The sequence below is a fragment of the Amycolatopsis sp. NPDC104819 genome (assembly GCF_055583145.1).
Map to the genome: position 1 here is coordinate 583,498 of NZ_JBVJON010000001.1, position 13,909 is coordinate 597,406.

11 protein-coding genes and 1 pseudogene are annotated in these 13,909 nt (G+C 70.7%); 6 read left to right on the forward strand and 6 right to left on the reverse strand.

All coding sequences use genetic code 11. The features are described 5' to 3' along the window. Positions 1–64 precede the first annotated feature (64 nt). A pseudogene (locus tag ACZ63E_RS02930) lies at positions 65–1,802 on the forward strand (LamG-like jellyroll fold domain-containing protein). Positions 1,803–1,905: 103 nt separating this feature from the next. Further along, complete coding sequence (helR, locus tag ACZ63E_RS02935; RefSeq protein WP_465333825.1) at positions 1,906–4,155, forward strand: RNA polymerase recycling motor ATPase HelR; 2,250 nt, start codon at positions 1,906–1,908, stop codon at positions 4,153–4,155. Between the two features lie 43 nt (positions 4,156–4,198). Here helR and ACZ63E_RS02940 read toward each other — a convergent pair whose 3' ends face one another. From ACZ63E_RS02940 to ACZ63E_RS02965, 6 genes are all read right to left on the reverse strand, one after another. Beyond that, entirely contained in the window at positions 4,199–4,675 is a 477-nt protein-coding gene (locus tag ACZ63E_RS02940; RefSeq protein WP_465313031.1) for an Lrp/AsnC family transcriptional regulator, read from the reverse strand. A 321-nt stretch (positions 4,676–4,996) separates the two neighbouring features. After that, a complete protein-coding gene (gene lysA, locus ACZ63E_RS02945; protein ID WP_465333827.1) occupies positions 4,997–6,340 on the reverse strand; it encodes a diaminopimelate decarboxylase in 1,344 nt (447 codons plus the stop codon). 187 nt (positions 6,341–6,527) lie between these two features. Beyond that, positions 6,528–6,707, reverse strand: coding sequence for an RGCVC family protein (locus ACZ63E_RS02950; protein WP_465333828.1), 180 nt, complete (start codon positions 6,705–6,707; stop codon positions 6,528–6,530). After that, complete coding sequence (locus ACZ63E_RS02955; RefSeq protein WP_465333830.1) at positions 6,704–7,747, reverse strand: fatty acid desaturase family protein; 1,044 nt, start codon at positions 7,745–7,747, stop codon at positions 6,704–6,706. Before ACZ63E_RS02955 ends, ACZ63E_RS02950 begins: the two co-directional genes overlap by 4 nt. A gap of 466 nt (positions 7,748–8,213) precedes the next feature. After that, positions 8,214–9,119 carry a dihydrodipicolinate synthase family protein gene (locus tag ACZ63E_RS02960; protein ID WP_465333832.1) on the reverse strand — a complete coding sequence of 302 codons (906 nt, stop codon included), beginning with the start codon at positions 9,117–9,119 and terminating at the stop codon, positions 8,214–8,216. Then, a complete protein-coding gene (locus ACZ63E_RS02965; protein WP_465334362.1) occupies positions 9,116–9,820 on the reverse strand; it encodes a GntR family transcriptional regulator in 705 nt (234 codons plus the stop codon). Before ACZ63E_RS02965 ends, ACZ63E_RS02960 begins: the two co-directional genes overlap by 4 nt. 62 nt (positions 9,821–9,882) lie before the next feature. On the opposite strand from ACZ63E_RS02965, the gene ACZ63E_RS02970 reads away from it, so the two are divergent. From ACZ63E_RS02970 to ACZ63E_RS02985, 4 genes are read left to right on the forward strand one after another with little or no spacing between them, the layout of a single operon-like run. Next, positions 9,883–11,109, forward strand: coding sequence for an extracellular solute-binding protein (locus tag ACZ63E_RS02970; RefSeq protein ID WP_465333834.1), 1,227 nt, complete (start codon positions 9,883–9,885; stop codon positions 11,107–11,109). After that, complete coding sequence (locus ACZ63E_RS02975; RefSeq protein ID WP_465333836.1) at positions 11,106–12,149, forward strand: ABC transporter ATP-binding protein; 1,044 nt, start codon at positions 11,106–11,108, stop codon at positions 12,147–12,149. The genes ACZ63E_RS02970 and ACZ63E_RS02975 overlap by 4 nt, the downstream gene beginning before the upstream one ends. Beyond that, a complete protein-coding gene (locus ACZ63E_RS02980) occupies positions 12,146–13,045 on the forward strand; it encodes an ABC transporter permease (protein WP_465333838.1) in 900 nt (299 codons plus the stop codon). The genes ACZ63E_RS02975 and ACZ63E_RS02980 overlap by 4 nt, the downstream gene beginning before the upstream one ends. Continuing rightward, a complete protein-coding gene (locus ACZ63E_RS02985) occupies positions 13,042–13,869 on the forward strand; it encodes an ABC transporter permease (protein WP_465333840.1) in 828 nt (275 codons plus the stop codon). Before ACZ63E_RS02980 ends, ACZ63E_RS02985 begins: the two co-directional genes overlap by 4 nt. Positions 13,870–13,909: the final 40 nt, after the last annotated feature.

Genomic DNA, 13,909 nt, shown 5'->3' on the forward strand with positions numbered 1-13,909 from the left:
CTGTTCATCCCTCGTTCGGCGGCCGTTGCCGGTGCGGACGGCCGGCGCCCGTAGCTTCCGGCCCGTGACTGACACCTCTCGCCGGACCTTCCTCCTCGGTGCGGGCGCGGCCGCGGCGGCGACCCTGCCGAACGTCCTCGCCGCGCCCGTCGCCGAAGCCACCGGCCGGCACCGCCCGGACGCCGAAGATCCGCGGTTCACGCTCGTGGTCATGCCGGACACGCAGTACCTGTTCGACGAGGACCGCGGCGACGCGGCCCCGCTGGACGCCTCGCTGCGCTACGTCCTCGACGAGGCGGATGACAACGTTGTCTTCCTCGCCCACCTCGGTGACCTCACGCAGAACGGCCGCGCGGACGAGTTCGCCCGCATCAGCCGGTCGTTCCAGGCGCTCGACCGGGCCCGGTTCCCGTACAGCACGCTGGCGGGCAACCACGACATCGACGGTTCGAAGGACGACCAGCGCGGCCCTTCGCCGTACCTCGACGCGTTCGGCCCGCAGCGCCAGCGCTCTTCGCCGACGTTCAAGGGCGCGTCCAAGGACGGCTACAACACCTACCACGTCTTCCGCGGCGGCGGCCGGGACTGGCTGCTGCTGGCGCTCGACTGGCGGCCCTCGGCGGGCGGCCTGAACTGGGCGAAGCAGGTTCTCGCGCAGCACCCCACGCTGCCCGCGATCCTCACCATCCACGAGCTCGTCTGGGCCGACGACGACCACCAGGCCCAGTTTTCGACGTTCGGCGAGCTCGTCTGGAAGGAGCTCGTCGACGGCAACGACCAGATCTTCCTGACGCTCAACGGCCACTACTGGCCGACCGGGCGCACGGTTCGCAAGAACGCCGCCGGGCACGACGTCCACGTCCACCTCGCGAACTACCAGGACCGCTACTACGGCGGCAGCGCGATGATCCGGCTCTACCGGTTCGACCTCGCGCGCGGTGTGGTCGACGTCCGGACGCTGTCGCCCTGGCTCGCCGCGCAGGACCACCTGAGCGAGCTGCAGCGGATCGAGGTCGAGCGCAGCGGCGCGGCCGGCGAAGCAGCTGCTCGTGCCGGGCACGGTCGCGTACTGGCGCTTCGAGGGCGGGCAGGACGGCAAGCCGGTGCCGGCCGACGTCGTCGTGCGCGACCAGACCGGCCGCGGCAACCACCTCACGCGGGTCACCGCGCCCGGCAGCGGACCGGACGTGCTGAAGTTCTCCGGCGAGTTCTCGCCGCGGCAGCCGTCGCGGGCGAGCCTGCGGTTCGACGGCGGCCGCGACCCGAGCCGCGGCGCGTACCTGCGCACGGTCGACGCGGCGCCGATGAACCAGCTGAGGTTCGAGCGCGGGTACACCGTCGAGGCGTTCTTCCGGCTGCCGGCGGACTTCAAGGACGGCCACCACGGCTGGTGCGGGCTGTTCGCCCGGCAGGGCAGCGGCGCGGCCGCCGGCAAGACCGGCGACGACCCGAAGGAGTCGGCCGCCACACTGTCCCTTTCGGACGGTGGGGAGCTGCAGTGGGCGGTGTTCCCGCTCAACCAGGACCGGATCTCGACGAACTGGGGCCACGAGCTGCCGGTCGAGAAGTGGTGGCACGTCGCGGTGGTCAACGACGGCCGCCGCACGACGGTGTTCGTCGACGGCTGCCCGGTGGTGCGGAACCCGGCCACCCCGGCGGTCGGCCTCGCGAACCCGGGCGGCTCGTGGCTGGTCGGCGCCTCGTCGTACGAGGGGAGGGTCGACCGGAGCTTCGCTGGGCTGCTGGGTGACGTGCGCGTGGTGGACCGTCCGCTGAGCGTGCGGGAATTCATGCTGGGCTGAGGCGCTCTTGACAGCGGGTGGACAATAAAAAATCGACGTGCCTTCCGAGAAAAATAGGAAGATCCGCCGAATGTAGCGTCAGTCTAACCGCTGTGAGGGGAATTTGTCAAACCAGGGGTACGACGAGGAATTGCGGGCCGAGCGCGCGTACGTCGAAGGGTTGTACGCGCGCCTCGACCGCGAACGTGAGCAGGCGTGGGCCCGCTACCGCACCGCGCTCGGGGAACCGGGCACCACGCTGGTGGAGCGCGACGCCGACGTCCGGATCCGGGGCCGGGAGACGGCCCGGCTGAACGTCGCCGACAACGGCCTCTGCTTCGGCCGGTTGGACGCCCTTTCGGGCGACCGGAGCTACATCGGCCGGATCGGGCTTTTCGACGGCGAAAACGACTACGAACCCCTTCTGCTGGATTGGCGGGCGCCGGCGGCGCGGCCGTTCTACGTCGCCACCGCGGCGTCGCCGGAAAACATGCGCCGCCGTCGTCAGTTCCACACGATGGGGCGCCGGGTCGTCGATTTCACGGACGAGGTCCTCGGGCGTCCTGGTTCCGAGGACTTCGGGGGGTCTGGGGGGTCGTCCCCCCAGGCATGTTTCAGCGAACGCGGGGACGCGGCGTTGCTCGCGGCCGTCAACGCGCCGCGCGGGGAGGGCATGCGGGACATCGTCGCGACGATCCAGGCCGAGCAGGACGAGATCATCCGGTTCCCGCACGCGGGTGTGCTGGTCGTCGAAGGCGGCCCGGGCACCGGCAAGACGGCGGTCGCGCTGCACCGGGTCGCCTACCTGCTCTACACGCAGCGCGAGCGGATGTCGCGCAGCGGGGTGCTGGTCGTCGGGCCGAGCCCGCTGTTCCTCGACCACATCGGGCGGGTGCTGCCCTCGCTCGGCGAGTCGGACGTCGTCTTCCGGACGACCGGCGGCCTGGTGCCCGGGCTGAGCGTCACCGCCGAAGACCCGCCGGAGGTGGCGGTGCGCAAGGGATCGCTGAAGATCCTCGACGTCCTCGCGGCCGCGGTCGCCGACCGGCAGAAGGTGCCGGAGGAGCCGGTGCCGGTCGAGCTGTCCGACGTCACCGTGGACTTCGACGCCGGGATCGCGGCCGAGGCCCGGCTCGAAGCCCGCCGGTCGGGCCTGCCGCACAACGAGGCCCGCGCGGTGTTCCGCGAGCACGTCGTGGCGGGTGTCGCCGAGCGGGCGCTGGCGAAGATCGGCGAAGGCTGGCTGACCGGCGAGGACCGGGGCGCGTGGGCCGATCTGCGCACCGACGTCCTCGAGGAGCTGGCGGACCACGAAGAGCTCGGCGCCGTCCTCGACGGGCTTTGGCCGGAGCTGACGCCGGAGACGCTGCTGGCGCCGCTGTACATGTCACCGCGGCGGCTGCAGGCGGCCGGCGCCGACCCGTCGCTGTTCCGCGCGGACGGCGCGGCCTGGACGGTGTCGGACGTGCCGTTGCTCGACGAGCTCGCGGACCTGCTCGGCCGGGACGAGTCGGCCGAACGCGCGGCGGCGCGCCGGCGGGCGGAGGAGGACGCGGAGTACGCCGAAGGCGTCATGGACCTCATCAAGCTGGACCGGGAAGAGCTGGACGAGGACCTCGGCCTGGTCGCCACCGACCTGCTCCACGCCGAGGACCTGGCCGGCCGGTTCGCCGAGCGCGACACGCGTGACCTCGCCGAACGGGCGGCCGCGGACCGCGACTGGACGTATGGGCACGTCGTCGTCGACGAGGCGCAGGAACTGTCCGAAATGGACTGGCGGGTGCTGATGCGGCGGTGCCCGAGCAGGTTGTTCACGATCGTCGGCGACCTCGCGCAGCGCCGCAGCGCGGCCGGGGCGACGTCGTGGGACACGATGCTGGCGCGCTACGCCGGCGACCGCTGGGTGTACCGCGAGCTGACCGTGAACTACCGGACGCCGGCGGAGATCATGGTGGTCGCCGGCGCCCTGCTCGCGCAGTTCGCGCCGGGCGCGCGGCAGCCGGAACCGGTGCGGGCGAGCGGCGTCCGGCCGTGGTCCAGACGAGTTGCGGACAGCGAGATGCAGGACGCCATCGACGATTTCGCCCGCGACGAAGCCGGCCGTGCGGGCACCAGCGTCGTGCTCGGCCCGCCGGGGGTGCCGGGCACGATCCCGCCGTCGGCCGCCAAGGGCCTGGAGTTCGACGCGGTCCTCGTCGTGGCGCCGGAGCGGATCCTGGCCGAAGGCGCGCGTGGCGCGGCGGAGCTGTACGTCGCGCTCACCCGCGCCACGCAGCGCCTCGGGGTGCTGCACCGGGATCCGCTGCCGGCGGCGCTGCGCGGGCTCGCCGAAGCGGGGGCGCCGGTGCGGGCCGGCCATCGCCGGTTCCTGTAGGCCGGCCGGGGGTGGCGGGCGAGGGCCCGTCATCCCCCGCCGGTCACGCCGTGAGCCGGCCCCAGGCGTAGTTCTGCTTGGCCAGCTTGAGGTACACGAACAGCTCGGTCCCGGAGACACCCTCGATCTTGCGGATCTCGTCACCGAGGACTTCGAGCATGTGGTCGTCGTCCCGGCAGACGAGCTCGGCCAGCAGGTCGTAGCGCCCGGCGCACAGCACGACGTAGTGCACGTTCGCCAGTTCCGACAGCTTGTTCGCGACCTCGCGCGGATCGGCGCCGTCGACGCTGATGCCGACCATGGCCTGCCGGGTCAGATCGACGTTGGCGGGGTCGGTCACCGCGACGATCTGCATCAGGTCGTCGCGCAGCAGCCGCTGCACCCGCTGGCGGACGGCTCCCTCCGAAAGCCCGACCGCCTTGGCGAGCGCGGTGAACGAGGCCCGGCCGTCCTGCTGCAGCAAGGCGATCAGCGATCTGTCCGTATTGTCCAGCGCGCGCGCACGTGATTCGTCACCCATGCCGTCCCTCCCTGTGTTTCGGCATGTGATTTGTCAAGTGCGCAGCGTATCGAGACCTGACCAGAAAGCGAGACCCTCAGGCCAGCTTCACGTGATCCGGCGCCAGGATCGTGATTCGCCGAGGAATCGGTGGCGACGCCGGGGCGTCACGAGGCTTTCCGAGGCGGTTTGCGGGCACGCGCACCGGCTTCGAGGCGCCGGGCCGGAGGTTCGGCACCGGGACGGCGTCGATCCGCTGGTCCCGGGGGTGCTCGCCCGGCAGCCGGAGGCCGCCGTGACACCGTCCACATCGGACTCGCACGACGACCTCAGTGCCCCGGCCTAGCCCAGGTCACGGCGGCTGAGGTCCTCCTCGGTCTCGCGGCGCACCAGCAGCGTCGCGACGCCGTCCCGGACGCCGACCAGCGGCGGCCGGCCGACCTGGTTGTAGTTCGACGCCAGCGAGTGGTGGTACGCGCCGGTGCACGGCACGGCCAGCAGGTCACCGGCGTGCAGGTCGCCGGGCAGGAGGATGCCGTCGGCGAGGACGTCGCCGGACTCGCAGTGCCGGCCGACCACGGTCATCGGCGTGCGCTTCGCCTTCGACCGGCGCCCGACCAGGCGGGTCGTGTAGCGCGCGCCGTAGAGCGACGGCCGCGCGTTGTCGCTCATGCCGCCGTCGACCGCGACGAACGTGCGGCTGCCGCGCTTGACCGCGCAGACGCGGTACACGGTGATCCCGGCCGGCCCGACGATCGCCCGGCCCGGCTCGATCGTCAAGCGGGGCAGGGGAAAGCCGTGCGCCGCGCACTCGTAGCCGAGGGCGACGCGCAGCCGTCGTGAGTACCCGCCGAGGTCGAACGCGGGCTCACCGCCGACGTACGGCACCGCGTGCCCGCCGCCGAGGTCGAGCTCCCGCAGCGTGAGGCCGTGGACGTCGCGGATCCGGACGAGCACCTCGGCCATCCGCCGCGCGGCCGCCTCGTACCGGTCGACGCGGGTGACCTGCGAGCCGATGTGGCAGTGCAGCCCCGCGAGCCGGAGCCCCGGCTGGTTCCGCACCGCCCGCACGGCCGCGTCGACGTTGTCCGGGACGCCGTCGAGCAGCGAAAACCCGAACTTCTGGCCCTCGGCGCCGGTGCTGATGGCGCTGTGCGCCCCGGCCGCGACACCCGGCGTCACGCGGATCATCACCTGCTGCGCGCCGTGGGCGAGCGCGCCGAGCTGCTCGATTTCGTCGAGCGAGTCGACGACGATCCGCCGGACGCCGTACTCGAGAGCGGCCTTCAGGTCTTCGGGTGTCTTCGCGTTGCCGTGCAACAGCATGCGCTCCGCGGGGAAGCCGACTCCGCGCGCGACGGCGATCTCGCCGGCGGAGCAGGTGTCGAGCGACAACCCCTCTTCGGCGACCCAACGCAGTACGGACCGCGTACACAGCGCCTTGCTCGCGTACGCGACTTCGACGTCCGGGAGCGCGCGCCGGTACTCACGCGCGGTGTCGCGGACCTGCTGCTCGTCGATGAGGTACGCCGGCGTCCCGAAGCGGGCGGCGAGGTGGCTGACCTTCGCACCGGCGAGGAGCAGCTCGCCGTCTTCGCCGAGTCGGGTGCTTCGCGGCCAGACTCCTGGCTCGAGGTGATCGGCGGCTTCGCAGCCGAGGCTGGGAAGAAGCTCGCTGAGCGTCACGGGTGCCTCCGGGCATCACGACGGATCGGACTCCGTCAGGACACCGCCCTTCGTGCGCCCGGAGATCACCCGTGAATGCCGTCCTGACGGGTTTCGACAGGCCGCTGACGCCTTGTTAACGCCCGAGTAACCTCGGCCACACGCTGGCTGACCTGCGAAGAGTCTGCCGTTCGGAAACTCCCGGTCGTCAGCGTGGCTTCGCGGCGGGGGTGCCGCACACGCAGCCGCGGTCGGTCGCCCGGCTCGCGGCGGTGGCGGCGCAGTACCGGCGGGCGATCGCGTCGTGCGTGCCGAGCGGGTGCGGGCAGCTCGGGCACCCGGTGCCAGGGTGTGCCACTTCGGGCGCGTCCGGTGCGGGGGTGGTCACGCCGTCGCCTCCGCCCGCTGGCGCCGAAGGGGCTCGCTCGCTTCGTGCAGGTGCTGCAGCACGTAGCCGTAGGACCGGGCCCAGCTGCACTGGGCGTAGGAGATCGAGTGCCGGGCGCAGAAGTCCCGGACGATCACCTGCGCGTGCTTGAGGTTCGGCCGGGCCATGCTCGGGAACAGGTGGTGCTCGATCTGGTAGTTCAGCCCGCCGAGGGCGAAGTCGACCACCGGGCCGCCGCGGATGTTGCGCGAGGTCAAGACCTGCTTGCGCAGGAAGTCGAGCTTGTGCCCGGCCGACAGCATCTCCATGCCCTTGTGGTTGGGCGCGAACGAGCAGCCCATGTACAGCCCCCACAGGAACTGGTGCACCAGGATGAAGATGATCCCGGTCAGCGGCGAAAGCACGATGAACACCGCGGCGAGGTAGGCCGCCAGGTGGGCGATCAGCAGCGCGGACTCCAGCTTGCGGCGCCGGATGTCCTTGCGCATAACGGCTTTCACGCTCGACACGTGCAGGTTGAGGCCTTCGAGCAGCAGCAGCGGGAAGAACAGGAACGCCTGGTACTTCGCGACCCAGCGCAGGAAACCGCGCTTCTGCGCGCTCTGCGCCTTGCTGAACGCGAGCGCGGCGATGTCGACGTCCGGGTCTTCGTCTTCGTGGTTCGGGTTCGCGTGGTGGCGCGCGTGCGTGCCGATCCACCAGCCGTAGCTCAACCCGGTGAGTCCACCGTGGACGAACCCGGTCGCGTCGTTCGCCTTGCGGCTGCTGAAGATCTGCTTGTGCCCGGCGTCGTGGCCGATGAACGACAGCTGCGCGAACATCATCGCGAAGAACGCGGCGAGGAACAGCTGCCACCACGAGTCCCCGAGGAACACGAACGCGACCCAGCCGCCGCCGAAGGCCGCGAGGTTGAGCCCGATCCGCACGGCGTAGTAGCGCCTTCGACGGCGCAGGAGTCCCGCGGCCTTGATCAGTCGCGACAGCTCGGCGAAGTCACTGCCCGCCGTCGCCGGCGAATCCGGAACCTGGATGGATGTCATCGGCGTCACCGCTCTGGGATAAGTCATTGAAGGCTTGTCCAGCAACGGTTTCCGGCCCCGACGGGGTCCGGGTCCGGTCCGGGAAAAGGGCACTGGGGCCTGGTCGCGGTGGTACCGCGTCCTCCGTCCAGCGTCCCACCCCACCGCCCGATTGGCAATCGCCCGCGGGTCGCCGAAGAGGTGTACAGTCAGCCACATCGGGATTGACGGTGACTTACGACACACGTGAACTTCCGGTCGGATCGCTCCGGCCGGAGACAGGAGCCGAGCCCGGGCCGGGAACCCGCTCGTACCGCAACCGTGCCGGTCGATCGACCGGCGAGCAGCCGCCCGCAGTCGCGTGGAGCGACGCTCGTGGTGCCCAATCAGGTTGCCACAGCGAGTTTTCTGGTCGGCTCAGCCCTTGTCGGTGGCTCACCGGCGGTCCGGCGTCACGACGCCCGGACGGATCGGCGAGCTGCCGCCGTCACGAGAGCCCCCACGAAGAAAGCAAGCCGAAGAGCTGCTCCCGCTCGCCCGCGGTCAGCAGCCGGCTCGGCGGCCGGACGTCGGGGCGGCACAGCCCGAGCTGGCCGAGCGCGTCCTTCACCACACTGACGTTGTTGGCGTTCCCATTGGCCGCGCGGAGCTCTTCGAACGGGCGGATCCGCTCCCAGACCGTCATCGCCGCCGGATAGTCCCCTGTGGACAGTGCGCGGAACATCTCCAGCGAGATCGCCGGGTCGACGTTCACCAGCCCCGAGGTGAATCCGGTGGCGCCGACGGCGAAGTAGCCGGGCGCCGAAAGCTCGGCCAGGCCGGCGATCCACACGAACCGCTCGAAGCCCGCGTCGCGCGCGACTGAGCCGAACCGCACGGGATCCGGCACCGCGTACTTCACCCCGATGACGTTCGGCGCGGCTTCGCCCAGCGCCCGCAGCTGCTCGCCGGAGATCGCCGGGTTGCGGACGTAGAGCACCACCCCGAGCTCCGGCACCGCAGCGGCGATCGCGGCGTGGTAGTCGACCCAGCCGTCACCGGAGATGTACGGGTGCACCGGCTGGTGGATCATGATCATGTCGGCGCCGGCGTCCCGCGCGTGCGCCGCGGCCCGCGTCGCCGACGCGACGTCGTGCCCGATCCCGGCGAGCACGCTCGCCCGGCCGGCGGTGGCTTCGACAGTGGCTTCGAGGCACTGCCGCGCTTCGTTCGCGTCCAGCGCGTAGAACTCGCCGGTGTTCCCGTTCGGCGTCACGACCTCGATGCCGCCGGTGATCAGCCGGTCCACGAGCTTCGCGTACGTCGGGCCGTCGACGGCGCCCTCGGCGTCGAACGGCGTGACCGGAATGGCCACCACCCCGGAAAGCCGCCGCTTCTGCTGCTCGAACGTCATCGAGCCCCCTTCGGATCGTCGGTCGGTGCGGCACGCTCGCCCGTGAGCCCGAAGGCGACCCGGTCGAGGAAATCCGTGATGTGCCTGCGCAGCAGGTGTTCGGTCTGCCGGGCGTTCCCGCTCTCGGCGGCGGTCAGGATCGCCCGGTGTTCGGCGGCTTCACCTTGCCACGTCGGGCTGATGCCCCAGCCGGTGACGGTGATCAGCGCCGCCTGGTCACGCAGCCCGTCCAGCGTTTCGACCAGCAACGGGTTCCCGCACCCGGCGTAGAGCGCCCGGTGGAACAGCCGGTTGGTCAGGCTGGCCTTCGCGCGGTCGGCGGCCGCCGCGCCGCTCCCGACCTCGGCCAGCACCCGCCGCGCGCCACTGAAGTCCGCCCCGCGCTCAACGGCGCGCCGGACGGCTTCGGGCTCGAGCATCGCGCGGAGGTCGTACACCGCACACGCGCTCTCGGCGTCCATGACGCGGACCGCCGCCCGCTTGTACGTGCTCATCGTGACCAAACCGGAACCGGCCAGGATCCGCAGCGCCTCGCGCACCGGCGTCTTCGAAACCCCGAGCGAGGCTCCGACCTCGGCCTCGACGAGCGTTTCGCCCGGCCCGAACTCCCCGCTCAAGATCGCTTCCTTGATCGTGTCGCGGACAAAATCGGTGCGCGAGACGGGCGGCGGCGGCCTCCGCGCCGAAGAAGTGCTCGCCACTGGCATGTCCGATCTGATATACGATGCGACATACAACATTATCATGGACCCAGGGAGCAGCCATGCAGCGTCGCACCGGCTTCCGATTCCGACGAGTGCTGCTCGCGGCCGGCCTCGCCGCCGGGCTGGCAGCTTGCGGCGCCCCGGGCGGTGACGGCGGCCAGGCAGCGAACCCGTCGGCCGTGCCCGACAAGCCGGCCAAGCCCGTCGACCTCAACATCCTCGACATCGCGGGCAACCTGCAGCTCACCAAGCAGATGATCGAGAACTTCAAGGCCGCGCACCCCGAAGTGCTCTCGAAGGTCACCTATTCGACGGCGCCCGCCCCGAGCATGGCGGGCAAGCTCAAGGCCGAGCAGGACGGCGGAGTCGCCCAGACGCACCTGGTCCTCAGCGGCACCGACGGCCTCTCCGCCGGCATCGCGAACGGCACCCTGGCGAAGGTCCTCCCGGACTTCGCCGGCCGGTTCCCGAACCTGATGCAGAACTACCTCGAGCCCGCGGCCAAGATGCAGGAGCTGGCCAACGGCTACGGAGTCGAAGTCGTCTACTACCCGTCCGGCCCGCTGCTGGAGTTCAACCCCGGCGCGGTGCCCGCGGCGCCGGCGTCCCCGCAGGAGCTGCTCGACTGGGCCAAGGCGCACCCGGAGAAGTTCCAGTACGCCCAGCCGTCGAACTCGGGCCCGGGCCGGACCTTCCTGATGGGCCTGCCGTACCTCCTCGGTGACAAGGACCCGAAGGATCCGGACAAGGGCTGGGACAAGACCTGGGCGTTCCTGCAGGAGCTGGGCAAGTACGTGAAGTACTACCCCTCCGGGACGACGGAGACGATGAAGAACCTCGCGTCCGGTTCGGTGGACATGGTCATGTCGACCACCGGCTGGGACATCAACCCGCGCAAGCTCGGCACCGTGCCCAACACCGTCAAGACGGCGATCATGCAGCCGATGCACTGGGTCACCGACGCCCAGTACGCCCTGATCCCGAAGGGGCTTTCGCCTGACCAGGAGTCGGCGATCCTGCAGCTGATCGCGTGGATGCTGAAGCCGGACCAGCAGGCCATCGCCTACGACGACGGCTACTTCTACCCCGGCCCGGCGGTCAAGGACGTCACCCTGCAGATGGCGCCCCAGAAGAGCCAGGACACGATCAAGCAGTTCGGCCGCCCGGAGTACGAGCAGTGGATCGCCCAGTACCCCAAGGAGACGTCGCTGCCGGCCGAGCAGCAGGTGAAGGCGTTCGACAAGTGGAACCAGCTGGTCGGCGGCTCGAAGGTCGGCAAGAAGTGACGTTCGGGCAGCTTCGCCTGGACGGTGTCTCGCGCAGCTTCGGCTCCGCGAACGCGCTGAGCGGCCTCGACCTCGCCATCACCCGCGGCGAGTTCGTGGCCCTCCTCGGCCCGTCCGGGTGCGGCAAGTCGACCGCGCTCAACTGCCTCGCCGGCCTGCTCCCGCTGACCGGCGGCAGCATCTGGCTCGACGACACCCGCATCGACGGCCGCCCGCCGGAGCAGCGCGGGTTCGGGATGGTCTTCCAGAACTACGCGCTGTTCCCGCACCTGTCCGTGCGCGCGAACGTCGGCTTCGGCCTCAAGATGCGCAAGGTCGGCGGGGCCGAGGCCCGTCGACGGGTCGACGAAGCGCTCCGCCTGGTCCAGCTCACCGAGCACGCGGCGAAGTTCCCCGCCCAGCTCTCCGGCGGCCAGCAGCAGCGTGTCGCCATCGCCCGCGCCGTCGTGCTGGAGCCGGCGGTCGTCCTGATGGACGAGCCGCTGTCCAACCTGGACGCCAAGCTCCGGCTCGAGATGCGGATGGAGATCCGCCGCCTCCACCAGACGCTCGGGCTCACCACGGTGTACGTCACCCACGACCAGGAGGAGGCCCTTTCGCTGGCCGACCGCCTGGTGGTGCTGCGCGACGGCACGGTCCAGCAGGTCGGCACCCCCGAGGAGGTGTACGCCCAGCCGGTGAACAGCTACGTCGCGTCGTTCATGGGCTACCGCAACCTCCTGGACCTGACGGTCACCCGCGCCTCGGGGACGTCGGTGACCGTCGAGGGTGACGGAGTCCGCCTGTCCGGCCGCGGCGCGCTCGCGGAGGGCCCGGCGAAGGTCGCGATCCGCCCCGAGGACTTCGTCATCGGCGACGCCGCGGAGAACGCCCTCGACGTCACGGTCGAGATCGTCGAGTACCACGGCCGCGAGCTGTCCGTCTCGGCCCGGCTGCCCACCGGAACACCGGTCCACTTCCGGACCGACAAGCGCCTCGCCCCCGGCGACACGGTCCGGATCGGCGTCCCGGCCGACCGCGTCCTGGTGTTCGCGCCATGACCGCCACCGCCACCGGAGCCGCCCGCCCCGCCCTGCGTCACCGCCTGGCCGAACGCGGCATCGATCGCACTCTGCTCCTCCTGGTGCCCGGTCTGCTGGTCACCGCCTGCCTCTTCCTGTACCCCTTCCTCTACGGCCTCCAGTTGTCGTTCGCCCCACGCCAGGGCGGTGTCTTTGCCAACTACGCGCGGTTCTTCGGCGACCCGTACCTGCGCGACACGGTCTGGACGACGCTGGGCATCGCGCTGCCCGCGACGTTCGTCAACGTGCTCGCCAGCATCCCGATCGCCTACGTGATGCGCGGCCGCGTCCGCGGCAAACGCCTCCTGACGACGATCCTGGTCGTCCCGATCACGCTCGGCACGGTGCTCACCGCGCAGGGCCTGATCATGTACGGCGGCCCGGCGGGCTGGCTGAACAAGGTGCTCACCGTGCTCGGTGTCACCGACCAGCCGCTCCCGCTGATCCACAACTACACCGGCGTGCTGCTGTCGCTGGTGATCAGCGGCTTCCCGTTCTCCTTCCTGCTGACGTTGTCCTATCTCTCGGGCATCGACCCCTCCCTGGAGAAGGCCGCCGCGACGCTCGGCGCGAACTGGGTCCAGCGCTTCCGCCGCATCACGCTGCCCCTGCTGGCGCCCGGCCTGGCGATCACCTTCTGTCTCTCGTTCGTCATGGCGTTCTCGGTGTTCCCTTCCGCGCAGCTCGTCGGCGACCCGGCGAACGAGACCCGCGTCATCTCGATCGCGGCCTACCACGCCGCCTTCGAGGAGTACGACTACTCGATGGGCTCGGCCGTCGCGATGCTCATGGCGGTGGTCATGCTGATCGTGATCGGCCTGGTCATGGCGTGGCGCGGCACGCTGTACCGCGGAGCGACCGGAGGCAAGGGATGACCGGTTGGGTCGCGCGTCCCGGACGTTGGGTCGTCTGGGCCGTCGTGGTGTTCTTCTTCGTCAACCTCGCCGGCGTGGTGCTCTCGGTGGTCGTCGACTCGTTCGGCACGCAGTGGTTCGGCTCCTGGCTCCCGGACGGCTTCACCACCCACTGGTACGCCGACGCCTGGCGCGAGTTCGGCCTCTCGGACGTCCTCCTCACGACGGCCGTCGTCGCGCTCGTGGTCATCGCCGTCTCGGTGGCGGTCGGCGTCCCGGCCGCCTACGCGCTGGCTCGCCGCTCGTTCCCCGGCAAGCGCCTGGTGATGCTGCTGTTCGTGCTGCCGATCCTGATCCCTCCGATCACCTACGGCATCCCGCTCGCCACCGTGCTCTACAAGTTCCACCTCGCCGGCACGACGACCGGCGTCATCCTGGCGAACCTGGTGCCGTCGGTGCCGTTCGTCGTGCTGACCATGACGCCGTTCATCGAGCAGATCGACCCGAAGATCGAGGCCGCGGCCCGCATGTCCGGCGCGCGGACGGTCTCGGTGTTCACCCGGATCCTCGGCCCGCTGCTGCTGCCCGGGATCCTGGCCGCGTCGATCCTCGTGCTGGTGCGCACGGTCGGCATGTTCGAGCTGACGTTCCTCACCGCCGGCCCTGACTCGACGACGCTCGTGGTGGCGCTCTACAACTCCGTGTTCGCCGCGGGCATCCGGGCCAACCAGTCGGTGGACGCGATGGCGACCATCTACACGGCTTCCATGCTCCTACTCCTCATCGTCGCGTTGCGGTTCGTGAACCCCACCCAGCTGGTCACCCGGATCCGGGAGGAGGCCTAGCTCGTTCGCTCATGTGATCGACTGTACCGCCGATCATCGA

Bases quoted from the DNA above. Each gene is read 5' to 3' on its own strand.
- ACZ63E_RS02940 (WP_465313031.1), bottom strand. From the start codon at position 4,675: ATGGGTGACGAATCACGTGCGCGCGCGCTGGACAATACGGACAGATCG.
- ACZ63E_RS02955 (WP_465333830.1), bottom strand. From the start codon at position 7,747: ATGACATCCATCCAGGTTCCGGATTCGCCGGCGACGGCGGGCAGTGAC.
- ACZ63E_RS02960 (WP_465333832.1), bottom strand. From the start codon at position 9,119: ATGACGTTCGAGCAGCAGAAGCGGCGGCTTTCCGGGGTGGTGGCCATT.
- ACZ63E_RS02970 (WP_465333834.1), top strand. From the start codon at position 9,883: ATGCAGCGTCGCACCGGCTTCCGATTCCGACGAGTGCTGCTCGCGGCC.
- ACZ63E_RS02980 (WP_465333838.1), top strand. From the start codon at position 12,146: ATGACCGCCACCGCCACCGGAGCCGCCCGCCCCGCCCTGCGTCACCGC.
- ACZ63E_RS02985 (WP_465333840.1), top strand. From the start codon at position 13,042: ATGACCGGTTGGGTCGCGCGTCCCGGACGTTGGGTCGTCTGGGCCGTC.